This is a genomic window from Streptomyces sp. NRRL F-6492 (assembly GCF_001280125.1).
Taxonomy (GTDB): Bacteria; Actinomycetota; Actinomycetes; order Streptomycetales; family Streptomycetaceae; genus Streptomyces.
Genome location: NZ_LGEG01000242.1, coordinates 1 through 26,326, shown reverse-complemented (window position 1 = coordinate 26,326; position 26,326 = coordinate 1). Strand labels below are relative to the sequence as shown.

Here is a 26,326-nt window from a genome sequence, read left to right as displayed (position 1 = left end):
GCGTGATGCCACGAGAGCGGAGCCATCGCCGCAGGTGGGGAATGCGTGGCCCTTGTCGCCGTAGAGCTTGTCGGGCCGTCCGCGGCAAGGTCTGCGGCGGCTGCGGATCGGAGGTACGGACGCGGCCACGAACACGATCGCGGCCGGACACTCACGATCCCCGGCTCACCGGCGGCCGCCTCCCCGCGGCCGCACCACCACCGTTTCGGGCACCACCCCCCGGAGGGGCTCAGGAGCCGGCGCTCGGGAGGCTCAGGAACAGGTCGAAGTAGGTGCCGACCGACAGGAGCAGGCCGAGGCCGCCCAGGACGGCGCCGGCGACGGCGACCGCGCGGACCCAGGCGGGGCGCCGGGGAAGGGTGAGCACGGCGACGGCGACGATCAGGGCGAGCAGGGCGAAGACGCCGTTCACCAGGGCGGTGCTGTGCCAGGCGTCGCCGTAGATCTCGCTGATCTGCTGGGTGGGGGTGCCGGAGCCGGAGGTCTTGATCTGTCCGACGAGCGTCTCGCGCTCGGAGACCACCTTGCCGGCCCAGGTGCCGGTGAGCGCGACGGCGCCGAGGGCGGCGGAGACGACGGCGGCGGCACCGGCGCCGATCCCGGCGTCCGTGGCGGCGGGGGCCTCCTGCCCGTCGAGGTCCTCGTCGGGGTCTTCGTCGAGGTCCCCCTCGGGCTCCTCGCCGGGGCCCTCGCCGAGGACTTCGGCCCGCTTCCCGTCCAGGTCGCCGCCGTGCGGGTCCGTGCCGCTCTCCGCCTCCACCGCCTCGTCGTTCTTCTCGGTGGGCTCGGTCTTCTCGGTCGTCTTGATGTCCATGCGGCGCACGCTAGGGGTCCCGTATGAGAGCTGTCTTAACGCGCCCGCGGCCGCGACGGGTTGACGTATCACCCCGCCTGCGCGCACCCTTGGGGTGACACGTCAACTCAATGAGGGACGAGGGGAAGCCATGCCCAAGATCGCTGTCGTCGTGGGAAGCGTGCGACCGGGCCGTGTGACGCGCGACGTGGCCGAGTGGGTGCACAAGTCCGCCGCCGCCCGCACCGCCGCCGCCTATGAACTGGTCGACCTCGCGGAGTACGACCTGCCCGCCTACGACGAGGCCCTGCCGCCGCAGTCCGGCCGCTACGAGCACGCCCACACCCGGCGGTGGGCCGAGAAGGTCGCCGAGTTCGACGGCTACGTCTTCGTCACCCCCGAGTACAACCACAGCGTTCCGGCGGTGCTCAAGAACGCCCTCGACTTCGTCTACGGCGAGTGGAACGACAAGGCGGCGGGCTTCGTCAGCTTCGGCGGCACCGGGGGCGTCCGCGCGGTGGAGCACCTGCGGCAGATCGCGGCCGAGCTGCGGATCGCGACCGTCCAGGCCCAGGTGGCGCTGCCGATCGCGCTGGACTTCCCCGCGTACCCCGCCTTCGCCCCCGGCGAGGGGCGCGCGGAGGAGCTCTCCCGGGTGCTCGACCAGGTCGAGGCCTGGGCGGGGGCGCTCGCGCCGCTGCGCGGCTGACCCCGCGCGGCCGGCCGGGCCGGATTGACCGGCGGGAACGGGGGGTGCTGTGCTGGGGGGTTGACGGATCGGTCCCCCAGCACGGCAAGGAGCGTGGAGATGAGCGGCACCTCGGAGTGGCTCGACGGGCACGAGGAGAAGGCCTGGAACGCGTTCTTCGAGATGCAGACGCTGTTCTGGCCGCAGCTGGCCCGCCGGCTCCAGCAGGACACCGGCCTCTCCGAACCGGACTTCGCCATCCTCGGCGCGCTCGTGCGGGCTCCGGAGGGGCGGCTGCGGCCCTACGAGCTGAGCGGGGTGACCCTGTTCGAGAAGAGCCGGCTGCACCACCACCTGACCCGGATGGCCGGGCGCGGCCTGATCACCCGGGAGCGATGTCCCGGCTCCTCCCGGGGCGCGGTCGTCGCCCTCACCCCGCGGGGCCGGGAGGCCGTCGCCGGGGCCTTCCCCCGGCGCGCGGAGCACATCCGCCACCTGCTGACCGGACCGCTGACCCCGGCGCAGCTCGACGCGCTCACCGAGATCTCCGAAGCCGTCGCCGCCCGTCTGCGCGCCGAACCCGGGGCGGACGGGCCTCCGGCGGCCGGGGGGTGCTGAGGGGGGCGCCGGGCGGACGGGGCTCCGACGGCCGGGGTGCCGAAGGGGGCGCCGGGGGCCGAGAGAAGTGCCGGAGGCGGGCTACGCCCCCGTCCGCTCCTTCTTCGCCGCGCGCCACTCCGGGGCCAGGACCGACCAGAGTTCCGTGTCCGTGCGCGTGCCCCGGTGCGGGTAGTTCTCGCGCAGGACGCCCTCCTTCGTCATCCCGAGGCGGCGGGCGACGGCGACGCTCGCCCCGTTCTCCGTGGAGGCGTACCACTCGACGCGGTGGATGCCGCGCTCCTCGACCGCCCAGTCGATGATGACCCGGCAGGCCCGGGTGACCAGGCCCTTCCCGGCGGCGGACGGCTCCAGCCAGCAGCCCGCCTCGGCGGTGCCGTACCGCACGTCCATGGTCCGGAACATGACGCCGCCGACCAGGGTGCCCCCGGTCCAGATGCCGTGGATCCGGCCCGCGTCGTTCGCGGCCTTCTCCGCGTACGAGCGGAGGAAGGAGCGGGCGGAGTCCAGGTCCGTGACGACGTCCGGCAGGCCGATGTGCCGCCCGACGTACTCCCGTCCCCGGTCCATGTGGGCCAGGAACTCCTCGGCCCGCCAGGGCTCCAGGGGCCGCAGCTCGGCGCCGTCGTCACCCAGCGATATCGCGAACATCCTCGTTCTCCTCCGTGGTCGGGACCGTCAGACGCTGTGCGGGGATCTTCGCACGCGCGTCGGCGGTGGCCCGGCACTCCGGAGGTTCGACGCTGATCCGGGGCAGCAGGCGGTCGAGCCCCTTCGGCAGCCACCAGTTGGCGCCGCCGAGGAGGTGCATGAGGGCGGGGACCAGGAGGGTGCGCAGGACGAAGGCGTCGAGGGCGACGGCGGCCGCCAGCGCGATGCCGAACATCGCGATCACCCGGTCGCCGGAGAGCACGAACGCCAGGAAGACGGAGATCATGATGACGGCGGCGGAGTTGATCACCCGGCTGGTCTCGGCGAGGCCGACCCGGACCGCCCGCCGGTTGTCGCCGGTCTCCAGCCACTCCTCGTACATCCGGCTGACCAGGAAGACCTGGTAGTCCATGGAGAGTCCGAAGAGGACGGAGACCATGATCACGGGGAGGAAGGGTTCGATCGGGCCGGCGCTGCCGAGGCCGAGGAGCTCGCTCCCCCAGCCCCACTGGAAGACCGCCACGACGACGCCGAAGGCGCCGGCGACGGCCATGACGTTCATGACGGCGGCCTTGAGCGGGATGCCGATCGAGCGGAAGGCGAGCAGGAGCAGCAGACAGCCGAGGGCGATGACGACGCCGACGAAGAGCGGCAGCTTGCCGACGATGATCTCGGCGAAGTCGTCGTACGAGGCGGTGACGCCGCCCACGTTCACGTCGAGGGAGGTGCCCGCCTCGGCCCCGGGCAGGACGTCCTGGCGCAGCCGGTCGACCAGCTCGCTGGTCGCCTTCGACTGCGGCGAGGAGTCGGGGACGACGGTGAGGACGGCGGTGTCGCCGGAGCTGTTGTACGTGACCGGGGAGACGGCCGCGACGCCCTTGGTCGCGGAGAGCGCGGCCGGCAGCTGGTCGAGGGCGATCCGGTCGTCGGCGCCGTCGAGTCCGGCGACGAGGGTGAGGGGGCCGTTGACGCCGGGGCCGAAGCCCTCGGCGAGCAGGTCGTAGGCCTTCCGCGTGGTCGCGGTGGCCGGGCCGTTGCCCTGGTCGGAGGTGCCGAGGTGGAGCGAGAGGGTGGGCAGCGCCAGGACGGCCATGACGACGGCGGCGACGGCCCCGAGGAGCTTGGGGTGGCGCTCCACGAAGGCGGACCAGCGGGCGGCGAAGCCGGTGGGCGGCTCGGGCTGCGGCCCGTGCTCGGCCAGGGTCCGGCGCTCGCGCCGGGACAGGGCGCGCATGCCGATCAGGGAGAGCAGCGCCGGCAGGAGCGTGACGGAGGCGGCGACCGTGAGGACGACGGTGAGGGAGGCGGCGATGGCGACGCCGTTGAGGAAGCCCAGCCGCAGGATCAGCATGCCGAGCAGGGCGATGCAGACGGTGGCCCCGGCGAAGACGACGGCGCGGCCGGTGGTGGCGACGGCGGTCTCGGCGGCCTCGGCGACGGGCAGGCCGCGTTTGAGGCCCTTGCGGTGCCGGGTCACGATGAACAGCGCGTAGTCGATGCCGACGCCGAGGCCCACGAGCATGCCGAGCATGGGGGCGAAGTCGGCGACGGTCATCAGGTGGCCGAGCAGCACGATCCCGGAGTACGCGATGCCGACGCTGACGAGCGCGGTGGCGATGGGGAGCACGGAGGCGGCGAGCGAGCCGAAGGCGAGGAAGAGGACGACGGCCGCGACGGCGACGCCGACGACCTCCGCGACGTGCCCGCCGGGGGCCTCGGTGAGGGCGACGACGGTGCCGCCGAGCTCCACCTGGAGGTCGTCGGTCGCGGCGCCCTCGGCGGTGTCGACGAGGGCCTTCGCCTGTCCCTCGGGGACGTCGTCGGCCCGGGCGGCGAAGGTGACGGTGGCGTAGGCGGTGCGCCCGTCCTCGCTGATCCGCCCCGCCGCGTCCCCGTAGGGGGAGGTCACGGCGGCGACGCCGGGCAGCTCGGCGACCTCGCGGAGCACGCCGGTCATCCGTTCCTGGACGGCGTCGGCGCGGACGCTGCCGCGTTCGGTGTGCCAGACGATGGTGTCGCCGTCGCCGCCGAGGCCGTGGAAGCCCCGTTCGAGGAGGGCGGTGGCGCGGCCGGACTCGGTGCCGGGGACCTCGTAGTCGTTGGAGTACGCGTTCCCCGCGAGGACCGCCCCGGCGCCGGCCCCGCCGAGGGCGAGGAGCCAGAGGAGGACGGCGACGAGGCGGTGCCGGACGCACCACCGGGCGATGGCTGCCAAAGGAGGTGCTCCCTGGGTGGTTCGTGGATCTTTCCCGGGAACGGCCCGAAAAGAACGCATGACCTACGTGCGCCCACTCTCGCAGCAGAACGTGATCGTTTGCCCCTTTCGTGTCGATGGTCACAAGGGTGTCGTTCACCGGGGCGCGGGGGCCGGGCGCGGGGCCGGGCGCGGAGGCTCCGGCCCCCGCGCGGCCCCCGCGCCCCGGCTCACCGCGCGCTCAGCCGGAGACGCTGGCGCGCCCGTTCTCGATGTGGCCCATGAGCCGGCGGCGGAAGCCTCCGGGGGCGGTCACCTCGACGTCGTACCAGCCGTGCGCGTCGGCGGCCGAGTGGACGACGGTACGGGTCCTGCCGGGCTTCACGGTGACGGTGCGGGTCCAGTCCGCGAGGTCGTCCTCGTCCCCGTACCCCAGCGGCCGGACGGTGAAGGAGACGGGGGCGCGGCCGGTGTTCCGCACGGTGAGGTGCAGGTCGCGGTCGTGGTGGTCGATCCGGGTGGCCAGCTCGGCGCCGCCCGCGGCGGGGCCCTCGAACTCGCGGCGGAAACCGTTGGGGCCGGTGATCGTGAAGCGGTAGCGGTCGCCCGGGACGGGGACGGTCCACTCCCCCGCACCCCTGACGTCCTTGTGCTGCGGGACGGCGAACTCGCCCGCGTACGGGTAGAGGGCGAAGTGCGCGCTCGCCCTCCCCCGGTTGCTCAGCGCGACCGTGACGGCACCGGAGCGGACGGTGGCGGCGGCGTCCGGCTGGTACGGCAGGGGGCGGGCGGGACGGACGCCGGGCTCCTGGACGGGCATCCGCTGCACGGCCGGGGGCCGGGGCCGCCAGCGGCCGGTGAACGGCGGGACCGGGCCGGGCCGCTCGACCTCGGGCCGCCGGCGGGCCCGGTGGAAGTCGAAGGCGGAGGTGAGGTCGCCGGTGACGGTCCGGCGCCAGGGGGTGATGTTGGGCTCGCGGACGCCGGTCAGCTTCTCCAGGAAGCGGATCACGGAGGTGTGGTCGAAGGTCTCGGAGCAGACGTAGCCGCCGACCGACCAGGGGGAGACGACGAGCAGCGGGACGCGGATGCCGAGGCCGGTCGGCTGCCCCTGCCAGCGCTCGTCCGTGGTGTCGGCGGGCGGGACCGGCGGCGGGACGTGGTCGAAGAAGCCGTCGTTCTCGTCGTAGTTGATCAGGACGACGGTGTGGCGCCAGACGTCCGGGTGGGAGCCGAGGGCGTCGAGCACCTTGTAGACGAGGGTGGCGGAGGCGACCGGGGAGGAGGAGCCCGGGTGCTCGGAGTCGATCGCGGAGGGCACGAGGTACGAGACCTCGGGGAGGGTCCCGGCGGCGACGTCGGCGCGGAAGGCGTCGGCGAGGGTGCCGCTCTCGACGCGGCGGAGCCCGCGCTCGAAGAGGGAGCGCTCGGCCTTCGTGAGGTCCGCGACGCCCTCTTCGAGCAGGCCGAGGAGCCGGGCCCGCCCGGCGGGGTCCTTCGTGCCGCGCACGGCGGCGTAGAAGGACTCCATGAAGGTGTGGCCGCCGGTGCGGGCGAGCGCCTTGCGGGCGATCTTCTTGAAGGTGGTGAAGAACTCGATGTTGTTGTCGGTGAAGTTCTCCCACTCGGTGTACGTCTTCCAGCTCCGCCCGGCGGCTTCGAGCCGCTCGGCGTAGGTGGACCAGCCGTAGCCGGGGTGGGTGGCCTCGGCGTAGGCGGCGTTGGTGACGGCCCGGCTGCCGTCGGCCTCGTGGCCGGTCCAGCCGGACCAGAGGTGGTTGCGGTTGGGGCTCGTCGAGGTGTGGATCGACGAGTGGTAGGCGTCGCAGACGGTGAAGGTGTCGGCCAGCTCGTAGTGCAGGGGGATGTCGCGCCGGTCGTAGTACGCCATGGTGGCGGCGGTCTTGGCCGAAACCCAGCCGTCCATCCAGCCGCCGTGCCAGGCCTTGGCGCCGCCGCCCCAGGAATGGTCGAGATCGCCGATGTACTGGAGGTCCTTCTGCTGCGCCTCGGCGGCGTCCCGGATCGGGAAGGGGAGCACGGTGCGGCCGGCGTCGGCGGGCTGCTCGAAGACCGGGCGGCCGGAGGGAAGCTCAATGGCATTGCGGTCGCCGAATCCGCGCACGCCGCGGAGGGTGCCGAAGTAGTGGTCGAAGGAACGGTTCTCCTGCATCAGGACCACCACGTGCCGGACCGCCGAAAGGCCTCCGGAGTGGGGCTCCGCGGCCATCGCGGCCTGCAGTGACGGCGGCAGCAGCGATCCGGCCGCGGCGGCACCGAGGGCGCCTCCGCCCAGTGCGAGGAGCCTTCTGCGGGACATCTCGGACGACAAGACCGACCTCCAGTCGACGGCCAATGGTTCTCCTTCGAGCCATTGGGTGGTTCGTCGGGGACGGTAGTGAGACGGGATGACGACGAGGAGGCCCCTCGGGGGCGCGGTGGTGAACGTCCAAGGGGACGTGACGGGAATCCAATCGATTTCCGGCCATGACGGGGGTCGTGCGTCACGGGTACGGGGCGGGGCCCCGAGGCCCGGTTACGGGCGGGGCCGAGGCGCGGTCCGGCCCGGTTACGGGCGGCCCGAGGCCCGGTCCGGGGCCCCGGAGCCCGCGCCGGGGCCGGGTGATTCCGGGCGTACGCAGCCGCGTTGACCCCGGGACCGCCGGAGCGGCAAGCTGAGCGCCTGTCAATCACTGTGCCCTGGGGGAAACTTGAGCAGGACGGCACACCACATCGGCCCCGACTCCGCTCCCGACCGGTACCGGCTCCTCCGGTCCATCGGGCGCGGCGGCGAGGCCGTGCTCTACCTCGCCGAGATCGAACTGGCGGGAGGTGCGGAACCGGTCGTCGTCAAGGTCCTCGACTCGAAGACGACGATCACGCCCGAGATCTTCGAGCGGATCAGCCGGAAGTGGAACGAGCAGGCCGAGCTGCTCCGCTTCGTGCACCGCCCCGGCGTCGTCGGCGTGCGGGAGCACTTCCAGGGCCCGCCGATCCACCGGCCCGGCGAGTCCGGGACGATCACCGGCCGGGCCCTGGTGCTCGTCATGAACCACGTCGACGGCCTCGACCTGCGCGACTGGCGGGCCGAGCGCACCCTCGTCTCCCCCGCCGAGCGGCGCGAGGTGATGCGGACCCTGGAGCAGCTCGCGGACGTCCTCGACTGGCTGCACTCCGGGAAGGCCACCCCGTCCGGGCGCACGGTCGTCCACGGCGACCTCTCGCCGGGCAACGTCATGGTGGACGAGCACGGGCAGGCGACCCTCGTCGACTTCGGCCTCAGCAAGCTGACCGCCGACCACCAGACCGCCGAGGTGTGGTTCACCCCCGGCTACGCGGCCCCCGAGATCTTCGAGGGCAAGCGCACCCCGGCCACCGACCGCTACGCCTTCGGCGCCATCGCCTACTTCCTGCTCAGCGGGCAGTCCCCGCCGACCGCGCCCGAGCAGCTGGTCGGCGCGTTCCGCGCGCTGCCGCAGATCGCCGGGCTGCCGGAGGACCAGCGGAACCGGGTGCTCGACATCGCCTCGGCCGACGCCGCGCGGCGCCCGATCTCCCTGTCGTCCTGGGTGAAGGACGTACGGCACGGGGTGGTGTCCACCACGACGACCTCACGCCCGGCGACGGTCGCGGACGCGGTCCCGCCGACCCCGGCCGCCCCGCCGGTCCCGGCCGCACCACCGGTCCCGGTCGCCCCGCCGGCGTGGCCCCTCGCCCCGCAGCAGCCCGGGACCCCGGCCGCGGCCCCGACCGCCCAACCGGTCGTACCGCCCCCACCGGCCCGGCAGCCGGTCGCGGCACAGCATCCGCCGACGGCCCCGTCGGTCGCGCCCGTGGCCGGCCCCGGGGCGCCCGAGCCGGCCTCCGCCACGCCTCCCCGGACCAGACGCAAGAAGCTCGCCGTGGCCTTGGCCGCCGCCCTCGCGGTCGCCCTGCTGGCCGGTGGCACGGCCGTCGCGATGAGGTTCCTGAACGACGGGAAGGCCGGCGGGGACGATGCCGCGAACGGCGCCGCCCCGGACCGGAGCACCAGCACCGCCGGCACCGCGTCCGGCACGCCCGTGGATCCCCCCTCGTCCGCGGAGACGCCCGGCTCCGCCTCTCCGACGGACAGCGCGTCCCCGTCCGGGCACACCCCCGGCCCCGGACCGGACACGGTCTCCCTCACCACCCTCAAGGACGTGGGCGACGCCCCGTACGCCTCGCTGGCCGTCGGCAGCGGCACGGTCAAGGCCGTCTACTACGAGACGGCGCTGGTCCCCGAGGGCATCGACGAGGAGTGCTCGGGGTCCGCCGCGTACAACCTGGGCACCGAGTGGAAGACCCTCACCATGACCGCCGGGATCGACGACTCCTCGCCCAAGACCACCGCCCGCCTCACCATCACGGTCGACGGGAAGGCCCTCTACACCGGCGTGATCGATCTGGGCAAGCCGGAGAAGCTGACGCTCGACCTGGACCACGGCCTACGCCTGAACATCGCGTACGAGGACCCGGCGGACTCCTGCGACATGGGCCGGCTCGTGCTCGCCGACCCCCTGCTCGGCAAGTAGCGGAACGGCAGCGGCCCCGCACCGGAACTCCGGTGCGGGGCCGCTCTTCGTCCGTACGCGTACGGAGAGGGACTCAGCCCTCGGAGACGCCCAGCTTCTCCAGGATCAGGTCCTTGACCTTCGCCGCGTCCGCCTGGCCGCGGGTGGCCTTCATGACCGCGCCCACCAGGGCGCCGACCGCCGCGACCTTGCCGCCGCGGATCTTGTCCGCGATCGCCGCGTTGCCCGCGATGGCCTCGTCGACCGCGGTGCCGAGCGCGCCGTCGTCGGAGACGACCTTCAGACCGCGCTTCTCGACGACCTCGTCCGGGGTGCCCTCGCCGGCGAGGACGCCCTCGATGACCTGACGGGCCAGCTTGTCGTTGAGGTCGCCGGCGGCCACCAGGGCCGAGACCCGGGCCACGTCCGCCGGGGCGATCGCCAGCTCCTCCAGGGAGACGCCCTGCTCGTTGGCGTTGCGGGCGAGCTCGCCCAGCCACCACTTGCGGGCCGAGGCCGCGTCCGCGCCCGCCTCGATCGTGGCGACGATCGGGTCGACCGCGCCCGCGTTGAGGATGGACTGCATGTCCAGCTCGGACACGCCCCACTCCTCGCGCAGCCGGTTGCGGCGCACGCGCGGCAGCTCGGGCAGGCCTCCCCGCAGCTCCTCGACCCACTCGCGGGAGGGGGCCACCGGCACCAGGTCCGGCTCGGGGAAGTAGCGGTAGTCCTCGGCGTTGTCCTTGATGCGGCCGGAGGTGGTGGAGCCGTCGTCCTCGTGGAAGTGACGGGTCTCCTGCACGATCGTCCCGCCGGAGGACAGGACGGCCGCGTGGCGCTGGATCTCGAAGCGCGCCGCGCGCTCCACCGAACGGAGCGAGTTGACGTTCTTCGTCTCCGAGCGGGTGCCGAACTTCTCGGTGCCGTGCGGGCGCAGCGACAGGTTCACGTCGCAGCGCATCTGGCCCTTGTCCATGCGCGCCTCGGAGACGCCCAGGGCGCGGATCAGCTCGCGCAGCTCGGCGACGTACGCCTTGGCGACCTCGGGGGCCCGCTCGCCCGCGCCCTCGATCGGCTTGGTGACGATCTCGATGAGCGGGATGCCGGCCCGGTTGTAGTCGAGCAGCGAGTGCGAGGCGCCGTGGATGCGGCCGGTCGCGCCGCCGATGTGGGTGGACTTGCCGGTGTCCTCCTCCATGTGGGCGCGCTCGATCTCCACGCGGAAGACCTCGCCGTCCTCCAGCTGGACGTCCAGGTAGCCGTTGAAGGCGATCGGCTCGTCGTACTGGGAGGTCTGGAAGTTCTTCGGCATGTCCGGATAGAAGTAGTTCTTCCGGGCGAAGCGGCACCACTCGGCGATCTCGCAGTGCAGCGCGAGACCGATCTTGATGGCGGACTCGACGCCGATCGCGTTGACGACCGGGAGCGAGCCGGGCAGGCCGAGGCAGGTCGGACAGGTCTGCGAGTTGGCGTCCGCGCCCAGCTCGGTGGAGCACCCGCAGAACATCTTGGTCCGCGTGCCGAGCTCGACATGGACCTCCAGGCCCATGACGGGGTCGTACTCGGCGAGCGCCGCTTCGTACGACAGCAGTTCAGTGACAGTCACGGTGAGACTTTCCCTCTCAGCCCAGCAGGACGTCTTCGTCGCCCAGGCGCTTCAGCTCCCGGTAGAGGATCGCCAGGCCGGTCGCGATGGCAGCGGCGGACACCGCGGCGTCGAGCAGCCGCAGGACGTCGTTGTCGTTGCGGGCCAGCTTGGCCTGCTTGGCGACGCTGACCGCGCCGAAGGCGGTGGTGGCCAGCGAGACGTACAGACCGGTCTTGGACTTCTTGAAGTTCTTGGCCTTCTTTGCCATGGCACTCACAGCGACGGAGCCTCCTCCAGCAACGGGTGTCCCCACTTTTCCACGAAGGCGGCCTCGACGGCGGCTCCGACCCTGTAGAGCCGGTCGTCCTTCAGGGCGGGGGCGATGATCTGCAGACCGACCGGCAGGCCGTCCTCGGGCGCGAGGCCGCAGGGCAGCGACATGGCGGCGTTGCCGGCCAGGTTGGTCGGAATGGTGCACAGGTCCGCGAGGTACATGGCCATCGGGTCGTCGGCGCGCTCGCCGATCGGGAAGGCGGTGGTGGGGGTCGTCGGGGAGACGATCACGTCCACCTCCTCGAAGGCCTGCTCGAACTCGCGGGTGATGAGGGTGCGGACCTTCTGGGCCGAACCGTAGTACGCGTCGTAGTAGCCGGAGCTGAGCGCGTACGTGCCGAGGATGATGCGGCGCTTGACCTCGTCGCCGAAGCCGGCCTCGCGGGTGAGGGCGGTGACGTCCTCGGCGGACCGGGTGCCGTCGTCGCCGACCCGCAGGCCGTAGCGCATGGCGTCGAAGCGGGCCAGGTTCGAGGAGCACTCGGACGGCGCGATCAGGTAGTACGCCGAGAGGGCCAGGTCGAAGGTGGGGCAGTCCAGCTCGACGATCTCGGCGCCCAGCGACTTCAGCAGCTCGACGGACTCGTCGAAGCGCTGCAGGACGCCGGCCTGGTAGCCCTCGCCGCGGAACTGCTTGACGACGCCGACGCGCATGCCGGCGACGGAGCCGTTGCGGGCGGCCTCGACGACCGGCGGGACCGGGGCGTCGATGGAGGTGGAGTCGAGCGGGTCGTGCCCGGCGATCGCCTCGTGCAGCAGGGCCGCGTCCAGGACCGTGCGGGCGCAGGGGCCGCCCTGGTCGAGGGAGGAGGAGAAGGCCACCATGCCGTAGCGGGAGACCGCGCCGTAGGTCGGCTTGACGCCGACCGTGCCGGTGACGGCGGCGGGCTGGCGGATGGAGCCGCCGGTGTCCGTGCCGATGGCGAGGGGCGCCTCGTACGCGGCGAGGGCGGCCGACGAGCCGCCGCCGGAGCCGCCGGGGATCCGGGTGAGGTCCCAGGGGTTGCCGGTCGGGCCGTAGGCGCTGTTCTCCGTGGAGGAGCCCATCGCGAACTCGTCCATGTTGGTCTTGCCGAGGATGACGACGTCGGCGGCCTTCAGGTTCTTGACCAGGGTCGCGTCGTACGGCGGGATCCAGCCCTCCAGCATCTTCGAGCCCACGGTGGTCGGGATGCCGACGGTGGTGAAGATGTCCTTGAGCGCGAGCGGCACACCGGCGAGCGGGCCGAGCTTCTCGCCCCGGGCGCGCTTCTCGTCCACGGCGCGGGCCTGGGCGAGGGCGCCGTCGCGGTCGACGTGCAGGAAGGCGTGGACCTTCTCGTCGACGGCCTCGATGCGGGCGAGGTGGGCCTCGGTGACCTCGACGGCGGTCAGCTCGCCGGCGGCGATCTTCCCGGCGATCTCGGCCGCGGTGAGCTTGATGATGATGTTGTCCGTCATGGCTTGTTAGTCCTCCCCCAGGATCTGCGGCACCTTGAAACGCTGCTGCTCCTGGGCCGGGGCGCCGGAGAGCGCCTGCTCGGGGGTGAGCGACGGACGGACCTCGTCCGCGCGCATGACGTTGGTCAGCGGCAGCGGGTGGGAGGTCGGCGGTACGTCTTGGTCGGCGACCTCGGAGACGCGGGCGACCGCGCCGATGATGTCGTCGAGCTGGCCGGCGAAGTGATCGAGTTCTTCGCCCTTCAGCTCCAGACGCGCCAGCCGTGCGAGGTGGGCGACCTCCTCGCGCGTGATGCCAGGCATGCGGTTCCTCACGGGGTGAGCTTGATGGTGTCGGTCCATCCTAGGGGCCCGGTGCCACAGCCCGTGAAACGGTTTCGCCGGGCCGGGTCAGCTCCGGGGGGCGACCTGCCCCGAGGGGTGGTCCAGGTCGGCCGGGGGCGCGAGGTCGGCGGGGCGGCGCCAGCCGTGCTCGCCGCGGGCCAGGAGCCAGGCGGTCGCCTCGTCGGGCGGCATGGCGGCGGCGACCAGCCAGCCCTGGACGGCGTCGCAGCCCAGGTCGCGCAGCCGCTCCCAGGTCTCGTCGTCCTCGACGCCCTCGGCGACGACGAGGAGGCCGAGGGAGTGGGCGAGGTCGACGGTGCAGCGGACGATCTCGGCGTCCTCGGTGTCGACGGCGAGCCGGGCCACGAAGGAGCGGTCGATCTTCAGCTCGCTGACCGGCAGCCGGCGCAGGTGGACGAGGGAGGAGTAGCCGGTGCCGAAGTCGTCGAGGGACATCTTGACCCCGTGGCCAGTGAGTCCGTTGAGCGTGTCGGCGGCCCGCTGGGGGTCCTCCAGGAGGACGTGTTCCGTTATCTCCAGCTGGAGGGAGCCGGCCGGGACGCCGTGGCGGGCGAGCCGGGCGGCGACGGCGCCCGCGAAGCCGGGGGTGTGGACGTCGCGCGGGGAGACGTTGACGGCGACCGGGACGTCGAGGCCCTGGGCGCGCCAGCGGGCGACCTGGGCGAGGGCGGTCTCCAGGACGTACTCGGTGAGGTGGGGCATCAGGCCGGAGGACTCGGCGATGGCGATGAACTCGTCCGGGGGAACCTTTCCGCGCTCGGGGTGGACCCAGCGGACGAGCGCCTCCAGACCGGCGACCTGGCCGTCGAAGCGGACCTTGGGCTGGTAGTGGAGCTCGACCTCGTGGGCGTCGAGGGCGCGGCGCAGGTCGCCGAGGAGTCCGAGCCGGTCGGGGGTGTTGGAGTCGCGCTTGGACTCGTAGACCTCGACTCCGGTGCGGTCCCGCTTGGCCTGGTACATGGCGACATCGGCGCGGCGCAGCAGGCCCTCGGCGTCGAGGGCGTGGTCGGGGAAGACGGCGACGCCGGCGCTGGCCTCCAGGACGAGGGTGAGGCCGTCGAGGTCGAGCGGGGAGGACAGCTCGGCGACGAGGTGGCGGGCGACGCGCTGGGCGCTGGTGGTGGAGTCGGCGGTGGGCAGCAGGACGGCGAACTCGTCGCCGCCGAGCCGGGCGGCCTCGGCGCCGCGGGGCAGGGCGAGGCGGAGCCGGTCGGCGATCTGGAGGAGCAGCCGGTCGCCGGCGAGGTGTCCGAGGGTGTCGTTGACCGAGCGGAAGCGGTCGAGGTCGATGAGGACGAGGGCGGCGCGGGCCCCCTCGCCCTCGGCGTCCTCCAGGGCGGTCCAGGCCCGCTCCAGGAGCCACTGGCGGTTGGGGAGGCCGGTGAGCGGGTCGCGCAGCTGCTCCTCGGCGCGGGCGCGGGCGATCCAGAGGGTGGAGTCGAGGGCGATGAGGGGGACGGCGAAGAGCGGCAGGAGGACCGGGCGGCTCGCGGCGACGGCGCAGATGAGGGGGGCGATGCCGAGCAGGGCGACGGCGACGAGGCCCTGCCGGAGGAGGGCGGTGCGGGCGACGGTGGGCAGGCCGCGGCCCTGGGGGGCGAGGGTGTACCACAGGAGGAGCCGGGTGACCACGAGGTAGGTGGTCGCGGCGAGCACGATCTCCGGGAGGTCCCCGATCGTCCAGTCGAGGGGCTGCCAGGGCCGCTGGACGGTGGGCACGTCGTCGAAGAGGGCGAGGACGAGGGCGGCGGCGCCGACGCCCAGGACGTCGGCGGCGCCGTGCAGCAGGCCCTGTCGCCAGCGGTGGTGGCGGGCCGCGCCGACGAGGATGACGACGGTCAGCGAGACGAGTCCGGCGGGCACCCAGCCGTAGAGCAGCAGGACGGCGAGGGTGAGGGCGGCGCCGGAGCCGGTGCCGCCCCACCAGCGGTCGCGGCCGAGGGCGACCAGGTGGCCGACGATGAGGCCGGTGAGGAGGGCGAGGGACCAGCCGGTGACCCCGCCGGGGAAGAGTCCGTGTCCGGCGGTCAGGGCTTGCTGGAGCCCGGCGGCGAGCACGACGGCGGCGATGCCCACCACGGCTGCGGGCAGCCGGGAGGTGGAGCCCCGGGGGACCACGCGGCCGTGCGGCCGGGGGACCGGGGCGGCGCTCTCGGTCGGTTCCATGTCCGTCCCTCTCACAGGCGGCGGTGCCGTCGGTGTGCGATGGGCCGCGGGCAGGCGGCCGTCCGTCGTCCGGCCGTCGTCGCCCGGTGCGGGGCCGCCGGCGGGCGGCCGCTCCTCGTACCACGGGGCCGTTGTCCTGACGCCACGACCGGCAGAGCCCTCGCCCGGCCGTGCAGGACGAGACGCACGGTCACCACATTAGGCCGCCGAGGGCTCCGAGGGGCAGCGCTCTTCCTGTCTTGCCCGAATGAGGGCTGGTCACCCCTCACCATCTGGTATGTGCCGAACGGGTGACGTTTTCCGGGACGGAAAGGGTCTATTGGGGGGCGTCGGGGATGGGGACCGCGGCCTCCCGGGCGGCGTCGGGTCCCTGTTCGAGCAGGATCGAGAAGCCCCCCTCGTCCAGAACCGGAACTTTCAGCTGCATCGCCTTGTCGTACTTCGAACCAGGGTTTTCCCCCACTACGACAAAGGAGGTCTTCTTCGAAACGGAACCGGTCACCTTCGCTCCGAGGCCCTGGAGCGACTCTTTTGCGCCATCCCTGGTGAACTTCTCCAGGGTGCCGGTCACCACGACCGTGAGGCCCTCCAGCGGGCGCGGCCCCTCGTCCTCGCCGGCGCCCTCGTCCTCCAGGGCGACTCCGGCGGCGCGCCACCTGCGCACGATCTCGCGGTGCCACTCCTCGGTGAACCACTGCTTCACCGCCGCCGCGATGATCCCGCCGACCCCGTCGACGGCCGCCAGCTCCTCCTCGCTCGCCTGCTCGATCCGCTCCAGGGAGCGGAACTCGCGGGCCAGGGCCGCGGCCGCGACCGGTCCCACGTGCCGGATCGACAGGCCGTTGATGAAGCGGGCCAGCGGCCGGGTCTTCGCCTCCTCGATGTTCCTCAGCATCGCCAGGGCGTTCTTCTTCGGCTCGCCCTTCTGGTTGGCGAAGACGGTGACGATCTTGTCCTCGCCGGTCTTCGGGTCCCGCTTGGGCAGGCCGCTGCTCGGGTCGAGGACGTACGCCTTGATCGGCAGGAGCCGCTCGATGGTGAGGTCGAAGAGGCCGCCCTCGTCGGCGAGCGGCGGTTCCGCCGGCTCCAGGGGTCCGGTCAGCGCCGCGGCGGCCACCATGCCGAAGTGCTCGATGTCCAGGCACTGCCGTCCGGCCAGGAAGAAGAGCCGCTCGCGCAGCTGGGCCGGGCAGGTCCGGGCGTTCGGACAGCGGAGGTCGATGTCGCCCTCCTTCATCGGCTTCAGCGGCGTCCCGCACTCGGGGCACTCGGACGGCATCACGAACTCCCGCTCGCTGCCGTCCCGCAGGTCCGCGACCGGCCCGAGGATCTCCGGGATGACGTCGCCGGCCTTGCGCAGCACGACCGTGTCGCCGATCAGGACGCCCTTGGCCTTGACCACCTCCTGGTTGTGGAGGGTGGCGAACTCGACCTCGGAACCGGCCACGGTCACCGGCTCCACCTGCGCGTACGGGGTGACGCGCCCGGTCCGGCCGACGCCGACCTTGATGTCGACCAGCCTGGTGTTGACCTCCTCCGGCGGGTACTTCCAGGCGATCGCCCAGCGCGGGGCGCGGGCCGTGGAGCCCAGCCGGCCCTGGAGCGGGATCTCGTCCAGCTTGACGACGACGCCGTCGATCTCGTGCTCGACGGAGTGCCGGTTCTCCCCGAAGTACGCGATGAACTCCCGCACCTCGTCGAGCGTGTCCACCACCCTGTTGTGCCGGGCGGTGGGCAGGCCCCACTCGTGGAGCAGCCCGTAGGCCTCGGAGAGCCGGGCGATGTCGAAGCCCTCGCGGGCGCCGATGCCGTGCACCACCATGTGGAGCGGGCGGGAGGCGGTGACCTTCGGGTCCTTCTGGCGGAGCGAACCGGCGGCCGCGTTGCGCGGGTTGGCGAAGGGCTTGTCGCCGGCCTCGACCAGGCGGGCGTTGAGCCCGAGGAAGGCCTCCATCGGGAAGTAGACCTCGCCGCGGACCTCCACGAGGTCCGGGATCCGGTCGCCGCTCAGCCGCTCGGGGATGTCGGAGATCGTGCGCACGTTGGGCGTGATGTCCTCGCCGGTGCGCCCGTCGCCGCGGGTCGCGGCGCGGGTCAGCCGCCCGTGCTCGTACGTCAGGTTCACGGCCAGGCCGTCGACCTTCAGCTCGCACAGGAAGCGGTGGTCGGGCGTGCCGACGTCCCGGGCGACCCGCTCGGCCCAGGCGGCCAGTTCCTCGTCGTCGAAGGCGTTGTCGAGGGAGAGCATGCGCTCGCGGTGCTCGACGGCGGTGAAATCGGTCTCGTACTGCCCGGCGACCCTCTGGGTCGGCGAGTCGGGCGTCCGCAGCTCCGGGTACTCCTCCTCCAGCGCCTCCAGGGAGCGCAGGAGCTCGTCGAACTCGCCGTCGCTGACGACCGGCTGGTCCTTCACGTAGTACCGGAAGCGGTGCTCCTCGATGCGCTCGGCCAGGTCCGCGTGCTTCTCCCGTGCCCCGGCGGGCAGGGCCCCCTCGTCGACTGCCACCTTCGTCCGTCCTCCCGTGCCTCGGTCCCCGGTCACTCCGGGTTGTCCGCGAGCGACTTCGCAGCCCGGACGCAGTGGGCGAGCGCCGTACGGGCGTGGGCGGGCGACGCGCCCGCGAGCCCGCACGTGGGGGTGATCACCACGGACTCCGCGAGGGTCCCCGGATTCAGCCCCAGCCTGCGCCACAGCGTCCTGACACCCATGACGCTACCGCCCGGGTCCGACAACGGGCCGTCGGTGGACGGCACCACACCGGCGAAGAGCTTCGTGCCGCCCTCCACGGCCTCCCCGATCACCTCCTCGTCACGCTCGGTGAGCAGTCCGAAGTCGAACGAGATCCCGGCGACGCCGGCCCGCCGCAGCAGCGCGAAGGGGACGTCGGGGGCGCAGGAGTGGACGACCACCGGCCCGTCGTGGACGGCGGCCACGTCCCGCAGGGCGCCCTCCACGGCCTGCCGGTCCACGGCCCGGTACGTGCGGTACCCGCTGGCCGTGCGGACCCGGCCGCGCAGCACGGCGGTGAGGGAGGGCTCGTCGAGCTGGAGGACCACCCGGGCCCCGGGCACGCGCCTGCGCACCTCGGCCAGGTGCTGGTGGAGCCCCTCGGCGAGCGATCCCGTCAGGTCCCGGCAGGCGCCCGCGTCGCCGAGGGCGGCCTCGCCGCCGCGCAGCTCCAGGGCCGCGGCGAGCGTCCAGGGGCCCACCGCCTGCACCTTGAGCGCGCCCTCGTACCCCTGGGTGAACTCCTCCAGGGCGTCGAGGTCCTCGCCGAGCCAGGAGCGGGCCCGCCGGGTGTCGCGGCCCGGCCGGTCGCTGATCCGCCAGCCGCTCGGCTCCACGTGCGCGTACAGGTCGACGAGCATCCCGATCGTCCGGCCGATCATGTCGGCGCCGGGCCCGCGCGCGGGCAGCTCCGCGAGGAACGGGAAGTCCTCGAAGGAGCCGGTGACGGTCTTGGCGGCCTCGCGGGCGTCGCCGCCGGGCAGGGATCCGACGCCGGTGGCGGGGCCCCAGGGGAAGTCGTTCTTCTCGGTCGTGTCGCTCACCCGGGAAGCGTACGTGCCGGGGGCTCCGGGGGCGGCGCGGGCGCCGTCCCCGCCCCTTCGTCAGCGCCCCGGGCGGACGGTGAGGTCGTTGATCTCGGCGTCGCGCGGCAGGTCGAGCGCGGCGAGGACCGCCGTCGCGACCGACTCGGGGTCGATCCACTTCGACGGGTCGTACTCCTTGCCCTCCTGCTGGTGCACCTTGACCTGCATGGGGCTGGCGGTGCGGCCCGGGTAGACCGAGGTGACCCGGACGCCGTGGGCGTGCTCCTCGTGGCGCAGGGAGTCCGCGAGGGCCTTCAGGCCGTGCTTGGAGGCGGCGTACGCGCCCCACTCGGCGTGCGCGTTGAGCCCGGCGCCCGAGTTCACGAAGACGACGTGGCCCTGGGAGACCCGCAGTTGGGGCAGGAAGTGGCGGGTGAGCTCGGCCGGGGCGACCAGGTTCACGTTCAGCTGGTGGTGCCAGGTCTTGGGGGTGAGCTCGCCGACCGGCCCGAGGTCGACGACGCCCGCGACGTGCAGCAGGCCGTCCACCCGCTCGGGCAGGCTCTGGTGCGAGAACGCCCAGGACAGCCGGTCCGGGTCCGCGAGGTCGCCGACGAGGGTGCGGGCGCCGGGGAACTCGGCGGCGAGCTCCTTGGCCCGGCCCGCGTCGCGCGCGTGGAGCACGAGTTCGTCCCCGCGCGCGTGGAGGCGGCGCGCGACGGCCGCGCCGATGCCGGAACCGGCGCCGGTGATCACATGAGTAGCCATGGCCCCCATGCTCGCATCAGCGGGGGACGGAGGGCGCGGAGGAGGCGATCTCCGCCTCCAGGCGGGCGAGGGCCGCCGGGCCGTCGTCCGCGAAGAAGACGAGGTCGGCGAGGGGGATCGGGAGGAAGCCTTCCTCCTCCATGCGCCGGAACTGCTCCTTCAGGCCGTCGTAGAAGCCCGCCGTGTTGAGCAGGACCACCGGCTTGCGGTGCTTGCCGTGCTTCTTCAGCTCCAGGATCTCGGTGGCCTCGTCGAGGGTTCCGGTGCCGCCGACCATGACGACGATCGCGTCGGACTTGGCGAGGAGGAGCGCCTTGCGCCGCGCGAGGTCCTCGGTGACGACCATCTCGTCGGCGTTCGGGCGGGCCTTGTGGGCGAGGAAGTCGACGGAGACGCCGACGAGCCGGCCGCCCGCCTCCTGGACTCCGTCCGCGACGACCTTCATCAGACCGGTGTCGGAACCTCCCCACACGAGGGTGTGGCCGGCCTTCCCGAGCAGGGTGGCGAACTCGCGGGCCGGGCCCGTGTACCGCTCGTCGAGGCGGGCGGCGGAGAGGAAGACGCAGATGTTCATGGGCCCCACCGTACGGCTCCCGGAGAAGTCCGGGCCGGGGCGATGAGTTCCGGCGGCGGCCCCGGTCTGCCCTGCCATGGACGAGGTGAACAGGTTCGGGGGACGCGTCACGTCACGGGACGGGACGACGGTCGCGTACGAGCGGTACGGGGACGGGGACGGGCCGCCGCTCGTCCTGGTGGACGGGGCCCCGGGGGCGGCGGGCGGACGGGCGCTGGCCGGGCTGCTCGCCCGGCGCTTCCCGGTCGTGGCGTACGACCGCCGGGGGCGCGGGGACGCCGGGCGGGAGGTCGAGGACCTGGCGGCCGTCCTGGAGGCGGCGGGGCCGGGGGCGGCCGTGCACGGCACGGGCACCGGCGGCACCCTCGCCCTCGCCGCCGCGGCGGCCGGACTGCCGGTGGGCGCGGTGTCGGTCTACGAGCCGCCGTACACCGGCGCGCCCCTCGGCCGGTTCTCCGCGCGCGTGCTCGTGGTCGACGGGGGCTTCAGCCCGGTGGAGACCCGGCGCGCGGCCCGAGCCCTGGCGGCGGCCCTCCCCCGGGCCCGGCACCGCACCCTGACGGGCCAGACGCACGAGGTCGCCCCGCACGTCCTGGCCCCGGTCCTGGCGGAGTTCCTCGCGGAATCCCTCGCGGAGGAACGGGGCTTCCCGGACGGGTCCTAGCCTTGGCCCATGATCACATGTGTCGTGCGGTACACGATCGACCCGAGGAAGATCGAGGCCTTCGAGCGGTTCGGCCGCCGCTGGATGGAGCTGGTGCGGGCCCACGGCGGCACGCACCACGGGTACTTCCTTCCGGCGGAGGGCGCGAGCGACGAGGCCCTGGCCCTGTTCAGTTTTCCGGGCCTGGCCGCCTACGAGGAGTACCGAAGGCTTTTCGGACGGGACCCCGAGTTCATCGAGGCGGACCGCATCCGCGACGACAGCGGCTGCGTGCTGCGTCACGAGCGCACTTTCATGCGTCCGCTGCTTCCCGGCGATCTCGCGGCGGCCGGCACCGCGCCCGGACCGGCGACCGGGGATCCGGAGGAGGCGCCCCGGGCCGGGGACCGGGACCGGCCGGTCCCCGGGCGGTGACGGCTCAGGCGGTGGCCGGGGCCGGCTCCGTCGTCCTGCGGGTCGTCGTCGCGATCGTCGCCGAGCCCACCACGCGCGTGCCGTCGTACAGGACGATCGCCTGGCCGGGGGCCACGCCCCGGACGGGCTCGTCGAAGACGACCTTCAGCTCGCCGTCCTCCAGGGACGCGCCCACCGGCGTCTCGCCGCCGTGGGCGCGCAGCTGGGCGGTGTAGCGGCCGGGGCCCTCGGGGGCGGTGCCGCACCAGCGGGGCTTGATCGCGGTCAGGGCGGTGACGTCGAGCGCCTCGACCGGGCCGACCGTCACCGTGTTGTTCACCGGCGAGATGTCCAGGACGTAGCGGGGCTTCCCGTCGGCGGCCGGGTGGCCGATCCGCAGGCCCTTGCGCTGGCCGATGGTGAAGCCGTACGCGCCCTCGTGGGTGCCGACCTTCGCGCCCGCCTCGTCGACGATGTCGCCCTCCGCCCTGCCGAGGCGGGCGGCGAGGAAGCCCTGGGTGTCGCCGTCGGCGATGAAGCAGATGTCGTGGCTGTCGGGCTTCTTCGCGACCGCGAGCCCGCGCCGCTCGGCCTCCGCGCGGATCTCGTCCTTGGTGGTGAGGGTGTCGCCCAGCGGGAACATCGCGTGCGCGAGCTGCTTCTCGTCGAGCACGCCGAGGACGTACGACTGGTCCTTGGCCATGTCGGAGGCGCGGTGCAGCTCGCGGGTGCCGTCCTCGTTCAGGACGACGGTGGCGTAGTGGCCGGTGCAGACCGCGTCGAAGCCGAGGGCGAGCGCCTTGTCGAGGAGCGCCGCGAACTTGATCTTCTCGTTGCAGCGCAGGCAGGGGTTGGGGGTGCGGCCGGCCTCGTACTCCGCGACGAAGTCGTCCACGACGTCCTCGCGGAACCGCTCGGCCAGGTCCCACACGTAGAAGGGGATGCCGATGACGTCGGCGGCCCGGCGCGCGTCGCGGGAGTCCTCGATCGTGCAGCAGCCGCGCGCTCCGGTGCGGAACGACTGCGGGTTCGCGGAGAGGGCGAGGTGGACGCCGGTGACGTCGTGGCCCGCCTCGGCGGCACGGGCGGCGGCGACGGCGGAGTCCACTCCGCCCGACATGGCGGCGAGGACCCGGAGGGGGCGGGCGTGGGGGCGCTGGGGCGGGGTCTCAGTCATAGCCCCACCAGGGTACGGGGCGCCGGGAACCCCGGTCGCGGTAGTAAGCGTTCTCCACGACATGGGGAGCAAGGGGAACAGGGCGGTGGGACGGCGGGCCGTCCTGCTCGGCGGCGGGGCCGCCGTGGTGGGCACGGCCGTGCTCGCCCGGGAAGAGCTGGCGCGCGCCTGGTGGCGGCTGCCGGGGACGCGGCGGAAGCGGGTCGAGGGGGAGCTCGACCACGCGTCCGCCGAGTGGACGTCGGCGGCGCGGGCGAACTGGCGGCGGGCAGACCGGCCGGACGACTACACGGTCGACCGGGTCGTGATCCACGTCGTGCAGGGCAGCTACGCGACCGCCCTGAAGGTCTTCAAGAACCCGGGGCACGGGGCCGCCACGCACTACGTGGTCCGCAAGGACGGGCACGTGGCGCAGATGATCCGGGAGCTCGACGTGGCCTTCCACGCCGGGAACCGGGACATGAACGAGCGGAGCATCGGCATCGAGCACGAGGGCTTCGTGGACCGGCCGCAGGACTTCACGGCGGCGATGTACGCGGGCTCGGCGCGGCTGACGGCGGACATCTGCGCCCGGTACGGGATACCCGTGGACCGGGAGCACGTCATCGGGCACGTCGAGGTCGAGGGCACCGACCACACCGATCCCGGTCCGCACTGGGACTGGGACCGGTACATGCGGCTCGTGCGGGAGGCGTCGAAGAAGCCCGCGTGAGGGGGCCGCGGGGCCCGGGCGGGGCCGGGGCCCGCCGGAAGGGCCCCGGGGCCTCAGGTGAGGCCGGCCGTGCGGGCCCTCTCGACGGCCGGGCCGATCGCCCCGGCCACCGCCGCCACGTCCTCCTCGGTGGAGGTGTGGCCGAGCGAGAAGCGCAGGGTGCCCCGGGCCAGGTCGGGATCGGTGCCGGTGGCGAGCAGGACGTGGCTGGGCTGGGCGATGCCGGCGGTGCAGGCGGAGCCGGTGGAGCAGGCGATGCCGGCCGCGTCGAGCAGCAGGAGCAGCGAGTCGCCCTCGCAGCCCGGGAAGCTGAAGTGGGCGTTGGCGGGGAGCCGGTCGACGGGGTCGCCGCCGAGGACCGCGTCGGGGACGGCCGTACGGACGGCGGTGACGAGCTCGTCGCGCAGGGCGCCGACCTCGCGGGCGAACTCCTCGCGCCGCTCGGCGGCGAGCCGGGCGGCGACGGCGAAGGCGGCGACGGCCGGGACGTCGAGGGTGCCGGAGCGGACGTGCCGCTCCTGGCCGCCGCCGTGCAGGACGGGCACGGGGGTGTGCTCGCGGCCCAGGAGCAGGGCCCCGATGCCGTAGGGGCCGCCGATCTTGTGGCCGGAGACGGTCATGGCGGCGAGTCCCGAGGCGGCGAAGTCGACCGGGACCTGCCCCACGGCCTGGACCGCGTCGGCGTGCAGGGGGACGCCGAACTCGGCGGCGACGTCGGCGAGTTCGCGGACCGGCATGAGGGTGCCGATCTCGTTGTTGGCCCACATGACGGTGGCCAGGGCGACGGTTTCGGGGTCGCGGGCGATCGCCTCGCGCAGGGTCTCGGGGTGCACCCGGCCGTACCGGTCGACGGGCAGGTACTCGACCCGCGCGCCCTCGTGGACGGCGAGCCAGTCGACGGCGTCGAGGACGGCGTGGTGCTCGACCGGGCTGGCCAGGACGCGGACGCGGCGGGGGTCGGCGTCGCGGCGGGACCAGTAGAGGCCCTTGACGGCGAGGTTGTCGGCCTCGGTGCCGCCGGAGGTGAGGACGACCTCGCTCGGCCGGGCGCCGAGGGCGGCGGCGAGGGTCTCGCGCCCTTCCTCGACGGTCCGCCGGGCCCGCCGTCCGGCGGCGTGGAGGGAGGAGGCGTTGCCCGTGACGGCGAGGTGGGCGGTCATCGCCTCGATCGCCTCGGGCAGCATGGGCGTGGTCGCGGCGTGGTCGAGGTAAGCCATGGTGGGTCGATTCTACGAGCCCGCCGGGGCGCTCCCCGCGCCTGGCCGGTTTGTGCCGCCGCCCCCGCCCCTGTGCGGCAAGGGCGGGGGCGGCGGTGGCTTCAGCCGCGCGGGGCGCGGGCCAGCTGGCGGGACTGGGCGACCAGGCGGTCGGCGCTGTCCCAGACCTCGGCGTCCTCCTCCAGGAAGCCGCCGGCCAGGTTGCGGGTGGTGATGGAGACCCGCAGCGGGCCGGGGGCCGGACGGCAGCGGACGTGGGCGGTGAGCTCGACGGTCGGGGTCCAGCCCTTCAGGCCCAGCTCGAAGGAGGTCGGCGGCAGGGCGTCGACGGTGAGGAGCAGGGAGAGGGCGTCGGGCTCGCGCCCGTCGGCGAGGCCGAACCAGGCGCGCATCTCGCCCTTGCCCGAGGGGGCGCCGATCGCCCAGCCGACGCAGGCCGGGTCGAGGCGGATGTCGAGCCGCTCGGTGATGGCGGAGGAGCCGGGAAGGTCCGGGGCCGGGCCGTCGGAGGTGCCGAAGCAGTTCTCGATCGGGGCCATCGCCGGGGGCGTCGCGCTGGTGCGGACGTCGTCGGGGAGGGCGTCGAGGTCTCCGTACGAGGCGAGGACGCGGATGCGCTCGACCTCGGTGCCGTCCTCGGCGTACTGGAGGAGCGAGGCCTGGCCGGTGGAGAGGGTCCGGCCGGTGCGGACGGTCTCGGTCCGGATCACCGCGGGGCCGGGCACGGACGGCGTGAGGTAGTGCGCCGAGATCGTGAACGGGTCGGGGTGCGGGAGGTGGTGGCCGAGGGCGCGGCCGAGCAGGGCGAGGAGGTAGCCGCCGTTGACGGCGTGGATGATCGTCCAGCCGGCGGAGAGGTCGGCGTCGTAGACGCCGGGCTCCCGGAGGGTGACGGCGGTGTCGCGGTCGAACTCGTTCGTCGCGACGGACGGCGCGGCGGACGGCTCCGCGGACGGCGCGGCGGCGTTCGTCTCGGTGCTCGTGCTCATGGATCCGACGGTACCGCAGGTTACTACTGAGCGGTAGCTTTCTCCGGATCCTCGCGGGTGGAGGAGCGGCGGTTCCAGGCGCGGGGCGCGCGCCAGTGGTAGCGCATCGCGAGGAGGCGGAGCACGAAGGCGGTGAGGACGGCGGCGCCGCTCGTGAAGGCGTTGAGGGCGTCGAAGCGGATGCAGAGCACGACCGTCGTCGCGCCCACGATCGCCGGGACGGCGTACAGGTCCCGGTCCCAGCGCAGCAGCGAGGGCACCTCGTTGGCGAGCACGTCGCGCAGGACGCCGCCGCCGACGGCGGTGGCGAGGCCGAGGGCGGCGGAGGAGGTGAGGCCGAGGCCGTAGTCGTACGCCTTCGTCGTCCCCGTCACGCAGAAGAGGCCGAGCCCGGCGGCGTCGAACACGTTGACGGCGACCTGGGTGCGCTCCACCTGCGGGTGCAGGAAGAAGACGAGGACCGTCGCGACCAGGGGCATGAGGAAGTAGCCGAGGTCGGTGAAGGCGGCGGGCGGCACGGCGCCGATGATCAGGTCGCGGAGGAGACCGCCGCCGAGGGCGGTGACCTCGGCGAGGACGGCGATGCCGAAGACGTCGAAGTTCTTCCGGACGGCGAGGAGGGCGCCGGAGATGGCGAACACGAAGATGCCGACGAGATCGAGGGCGTGTTGGACGGAGGGGGTGAACAGGTCGTGGAGCACCGCCCAATTGTGCCGGTAGTTCCCGTGGGGGCGGCGCGCTGCCCTGCGGGGCTCCTGGGGGGCGGGGGGGACCTTGTGCCCCGCACCCCGCGCCCCGTTCGTCGGCGGAGACCGCCGGTGGGTGGGGAGGGGGCTCCCCCACCCCACCCCTTCCCGAAACCCTGACGGGACCGGGGGGGCCCCCCCCCCCACCCCCCCCACCCCCGGCCCTTCCCCCCCGGGGAGGGCCCCCCCCCCCCCCCCCCCCCC

The 26,326-nt window shown here is 73.6% G+C and carries 23 protein-coding genes; 6 read left to right on the top strand and 17 right to left on the bottom strand.

Annotation, left to right across the window (positions count from 1 at the left end; genetic code table 11):
• Positions 1 to 229: 229 nt before the first annotated feature.
• Positions 230 to 814 (bottom strand): hypothetical protein, encoded by a 585-nt coding sequence (locus tag ADL08_RS25815; RefSeq protein WP_053647009.1) that lies wholly within the window; start codon positions 812 to 814, stop codon positions 230 to 232.
• Between the two features lie 130 nt (positions 815 to 944).
• On the opposite strand from ADL08_RS25815, the gene ADL08_RS25810 reads away from it, so the two are divergent.
• Positions 945 to 1,502, top strand: a complete 558-nt coding sequence (locus tag ADL08_RS25810) for an NADPH-dependent FMN reductase (protein WP_053647006.1) — start codon at positions 945 to 947, stop codon at positions 1,500 to 1,502.
• Positions 1,503 to 1,601: 99 nt separating this feature from the next.
• Positions 1,602 to 2,099 (top strand): MarR family winged helix-turn-helix transcriptional regulator, encoded by a 498-nt coding sequence (locus ADL08_RS25805; RefSeq protein WP_053647004.1) that lies wholly within the window; start codon positions 1,602 to 1,604, stop codon positions 2,097 to 2,099.
• Positions 2,100 to 2,180: 81 nt separating this feature from the next.
• Here ADL08_RS25805 and ADL08_RS25800 read toward each other — a convergent pair whose 3' ends face one another.
• The 3 genes from ADL08_RS25800 to ADL08_RS25790 all read right to left on the bottom strand — a co-directional run bounded on the left by ADL08_RS25800 (position 2,181) and on the right by ADL08_RS25790 (position 7,264).
• Positions 2,181 to 2,750: a GNAT family N-acetyltransferase gene (locus tag ADL08_RS25800; RefSeq protein ID WP_053647002.1), complete on the bottom strand. Its 570-nt coding sequence runs from the start codon at positions 2,748 to 2,750 to the stop codon at positions 2,181 to 2,183.
• On the bottom strand, positions 2,728 to 4,965 hold the full coding sequence (locus tag ADL08_RS25795) for an MMPL family transporter (RefSeq protein WP_053647000.1): 2,238 nt from the start codon (positions 4,963 to 4,965) through the stop codon (positions 2,728 to 2,730). The genes ADL08_RS25800 and ADL08_RS25795 overlap by 23 nt, the downstream gene beginning before the upstream one ends.
• Positions 4,966 to 5,185: 220 nt before the next feature.
• A complete protein-coding gene (locus ADL08_RS25790) occupies positions 5,186 to 7,264 on the bottom strand; it encodes a phosphocholine-specific phospholipase C (protein ID WP_420709648.1) in 2,079 nt (692 codons plus the stop codon).
• Between the two features lie 391 nt (positions 7,265 to 7,655).
• On the opposite strand from ADL08_RS25790, the gene ADL08_RS38820 reads away from it, so the two are divergent.
• On the top strand, positions 7,656 to 9,497 hold the full coding sequence (locus ADL08_RS38820) for a protein kinase domain-containing protein (RefSeq protein WP_053646998.1): 1,842 nt from the start codon (positions 7,656 to 7,658) through the stop codon (positions 9,495 to 9,497).
• 73 nt (positions 9,498 to 9,570) lie between these two features.
• On the opposite strand, the gene gatB is transcribed toward ADL08_RS38820, so the two are convergent.
• The 9 genes from gatB to ADL08_RS25740 all read right to left on the bottom strand — a co-directional run bounded on the left by gatB (position 9,571) and on the right by ADL08_RS25740 (position 20,224).
• Entirely contained in the window at positions 9,571 to 11,082 is a 1,512-nt protein-coding gene (gatB, locus tag ADL08_RS25780; RefSeq protein ID WP_053646996.1) for an Asp-tRNA(Asn)/Glu-tRNA(Gln) amidotransferase subunit GatB, read from the bottom strand.
• A 16-nt stretch (positions 11,083 to 11,098) separates the two neighbouring features.
• Positions 11,099 to 11,332: a hypothetical protein gene (locus ADL08_RS25775; RefSeq protein WP_053646994.1), complete on the bottom strand. Its 234-nt coding sequence runs from the start codon at positions 11,330 to 11,332 to the stop codon at positions 11,099 to 11,101.
• A 5-nt stretch (positions 11,333 to 11,337) separates the two neighbouring features.
• A complete protein-coding gene (gene gatA / locus ADL08_RS25770; protein WP_053646992.1) occupies positions 11,338 to 12,837 on the bottom strand; it encodes an Asp-tRNA(Asn)/Glu-tRNA(Gln) amidotransferase subunit GatA in 1,500 nt (499 codons plus the stop codon).
• Between the two features lie 6 nt (positions 12,838 to 12,843).
• On the bottom strand, positions 12,844 to 13,140 hold the full coding sequence (gene gatC, locus ADL08_RS25765) for an Asp-tRNA(Asn)/Glu-tRNA(Gln) amidotransferase subunit GatC (RefSeq protein ID WP_015036350.1): 297 nt from the start codon (positions 13,138 to 13,140) through the stop codon (positions 12,844 to 12,846).
• Between the two features lie 87 nt (positions 13,141 to 13,227).
• The gene (locus tag ADL08_RS25760) at positions 13,228 to 15,348 is read right to left on the bottom strand and encodes a putative bifunctional diguanylate cyclase/phosphodiesterase (protein WP_053646990.1); all 2,121 of its coding nucleotides are present in this window, start codon (positions 15,346 to 15,348) and stop codon (positions 13,228 to 13,230) included.
• A 316-nt stretch (positions 15,349 to 15,664) separates the two neighbouring features.
• Positions 15,665 to 17,854, bottom strand: a complete 2,190-nt coding sequence (gene ligA / locus ADL08_RS25755; protein ID WP_053646988.1) for an NAD-dependent DNA ligase LigA — start codon at positions 17,852 to 17,854, stop codon at positions 15,665 to 15,667.
• 32 nt (positions 17,855 to 17,886) lie between these two features.
• On the bottom strand, positions 17,887 to 18,900 hold the full coding sequence (locus tag ADL08_RS25750) for a methionine synthase (protein ID WP_053646986.1): 1,014 nt from the start codon (positions 18,898 to 18,900) through the stop codon (positions 17,887 to 17,889).
• A 60-nt stretch (positions 18,901 to 18,960) separates the two neighbouring features.
• Positions 18,961 to 19,659 (bottom strand): SDR family oxidoreductase, encoded by a 699-nt coding sequence (locus ADL08_RS25745; protein ID WP_053646984.1) that lies wholly within the window; start codon positions 19,657 to 19,659, stop codon positions 18,961 to 18,963.
• A 7-nt stretch (positions 19,660 to 19,666) separates the two neighbouring features.
• The gene (locus ADL08_RS25740) at positions 19,667 to 20,224 is read right to left on the bottom strand and encodes a TIGR00730 family Rossman fold protein (protein ID WP_053646981.1); all 558 of its coding nucleotides are present in this window, start codon (positions 20,222 to 20,224) and stop codon (positions 19,667 to 19,669) included.
• Between the two features lie 76 nt (positions 20,225 to 20,300).
• Here ADL08_RS25740 and ADL08_RS25735 point away from each other — a divergent pair, with 76 nt between their 5' ends.
• Positions 20,301 to 20,888, top strand: coding sequence for a hypothetical protein (locus ADL08_RS25735; protein ID WP_053646979.1), 588 nt, complete (start codon positions 20,301 to 20,303; stop codon positions 20,886 to 20,888).
• Between the two features lie 9 nt (positions 20,889 to 20,897).
• Entirely contained in the window at positions 20,898 to 21,302 is a 405-nt protein-coding gene (locus ADL08_RS25730) for an NIPSNAP family protein (protein WP_053646977.1), read from the top strand.
• A 4-nt stretch (positions 21,303 to 21,306) separates the two neighbouring features.
• Here the strand turns inward: ADL08_RS25730 and mnmA are convergent, their stop codons facing one another.
• Positions 21,307 to 22,458, bottom strand: coding sequence for a tRNA 2-thiouridine(34) synthase MnmA (gene mnmA / locus ADL08_RS25725; RefSeq protein WP_053646975.1), 1,152 nt, complete (start codon positions 22,456 to 22,458; stop codon positions 21,307 to 21,309).
• A gap of 61 nt (positions 22,459 to 22,519) precedes the next feature.
• Between mnmA and ADL08_RS25720 the strand changes: the two genes are divergently transcribed.
• Positions 22,520 to 23,170, top strand: coding sequence for an N-acetylmuramoyl-L-alanine amidase (locus ADL08_RS25720; RefSeq protein ID WP_053646972.1), 651 nt, complete (start codon positions 22,520 to 22,522; stop codon positions 23,168 to 23,170).
• Positions 23,171 to 23,223: 53 nt separating this feature from the next.
• Here the strand turns inward: ADL08_RS25720 and ADL08_RS25715 are convergent, their stop codons facing one another.
• The 3 genes from ADL08_RS25715 to ADL08_RS25705 all read right to left on the bottom strand — a co-directional run bounded on the left by ADL08_RS25715 (position 23,224) and on the right by ADL08_RS25705 (position 26,077).
• A complete protein-coding gene (locus ADL08_RS25715) occupies positions 23,224 to 24,387 on the bottom strand; it encodes a cysteine desulfurase family protein (protein ID WP_053646970.1) in 1,164 nt (387 codons plus the stop codon).
• Positions 24,388 to 24,488: 101 nt separating this feature from the next.
• Positions 24,489 to 25,376, bottom strand: a complete 888-nt coding sequence (locus ADL08_RS25710) for a thioesterase family protein (RefSeq protein WP_053646968.1) — start codon at positions 25,374 to 25,376, stop codon at positions 24,489 to 24,491.
• Between the two features lie 23 nt (positions 25,377 to 25,399).
• Positions 25,400 to 26,077: a trimeric intracellular cation channel family protein gene (locus ADL08_RS25705; protein WP_053646966.1), complete on the bottom strand. Its 678-nt coding sequence runs from the start codon at positions 26,075 to 26,077 to the stop codon at positions 25,400 to 25,402.
• Positions 26,078 to 26,326 lie beyond the last annotated feature (249 nt).

Bases quoted from the DNA above. Each gene is read 5' to 3' on its own strand.
- ADL08_RS25735 (WP_053646979.1), top strand. From the start codon at position 20,301: ATGGACGAGGTGAACAGGTTCGGGGGACGCGTCACGTCACGGGACGGG.
- ADL08_RS25775 (WP_053646994.1), bottom strand. From the start codon at position 11,332: ATGGCAAAGAAGGCCAAGAACTTCAAGAAGTCCAAGACCGGTCTGTAC.
- ADL08_RS25715 (WP_053646970.1), bottom strand. From the start codon at position 24,387: ATGGCTTACCTCGACCACGCCGCGACCACGCCCATGCTGCCCGAGGCG.
- ADL08_RS25740 (WP_053646981.1), bottom strand. From the start codon at position 20,224: ATGAACATCTGCGTCTTCCTCTCCGCCGCCCGCCTCGACGAGCGGTAC.
- ADL08_RS25815 (WP_053647009.1), bottom strand. From the start codon at position 814: ATGGACATCAAGACGACCGAGAAGACCGAGCCCACCGAGAAGAACGAC.
- gatA (WP_053646992.1), bottom strand. From the start codon at position 12,837: ATGACGGACAACATCATCATCAAGCTCACCGCGGCCGAGATCGCCGGG.
- ADL08_RS25730 (WP_053646977.1), top strand. From the start codon at position 20,898: ATGATCACATGTGTCGTGCGGTACACGATCGACCCGAGGAAGATCGAG.
- ADL08_RS25760 (WP_053646990.1), bottom strand. From the start codon at position 15,348: ATGGAACCGACCGAGAGCGCCGCCCCGGTCCCCCGGCCGCACGGCCGC.
- ADL08_RS25810 (WP_053647006.1), top strand. From the start codon at position 945: ATGCCCAAGATCGCTGTCGTCGTGGGAAGCGTGCGACCGGGCCGTGTG.
- mnmA (WP_053646975.1), bottom strand. From the start codon at position 22,458: ATGACTGAGACCCCGCCCCAGCGCCCCCACGCCCGCCCCCTCCGGGTC.
- ADL08_RS25720 (WP_053646972.1), top strand. From the start codon at position 22,520: ATGGGGAGCAAGGGGAACAGGGCGGTGGGACGGCGGGCCGTCCTGCTC.
- ADL08_RS25745 (WP_053646984.1), bottom strand. From the start codon at position 19,659: ATGGGGGCCATGGCTACTCATGTGATCACCGGCGCCGGTTCCGGCATC.
- ADL08_RS25710 (WP_053646968.1), bottom strand. From the start codon at position 25,376: ATGAGCACGAGCACCGAGACGAACGCCGCCGCGCCGTCCGCGGAGCCG.
- ADL08_RS25800 (WP_053647002.1), bottom strand. From the start codon at position 2,750: ATGTTCGCGATATCGCTGGGTGACGACGGCGCCGAGCTGCGGCCCCTG.
- ADL08_RS25805 (WP_053647004.1), top strand. From the start codon at position 1,602: ATGAGCGGCACCTCGGAGTGGCTCGACGGGCACGAGGAGAAGGCCTGG.
- ADL08_RS25790 (WP_420709648.1), bottom strand. From the start codon at position 7,264: ATGTCCCGCAGAAGGCTCCTCGCACTGGGCGGAGGCGCCCTCGGTGCC.
- gatC (WP_015036350.1), bottom strand. From the start codon at position 13,140: ATGCCTGGCATCACGCGCGAGGAGGTCGCCCACCTCGCACGGCTGGCG.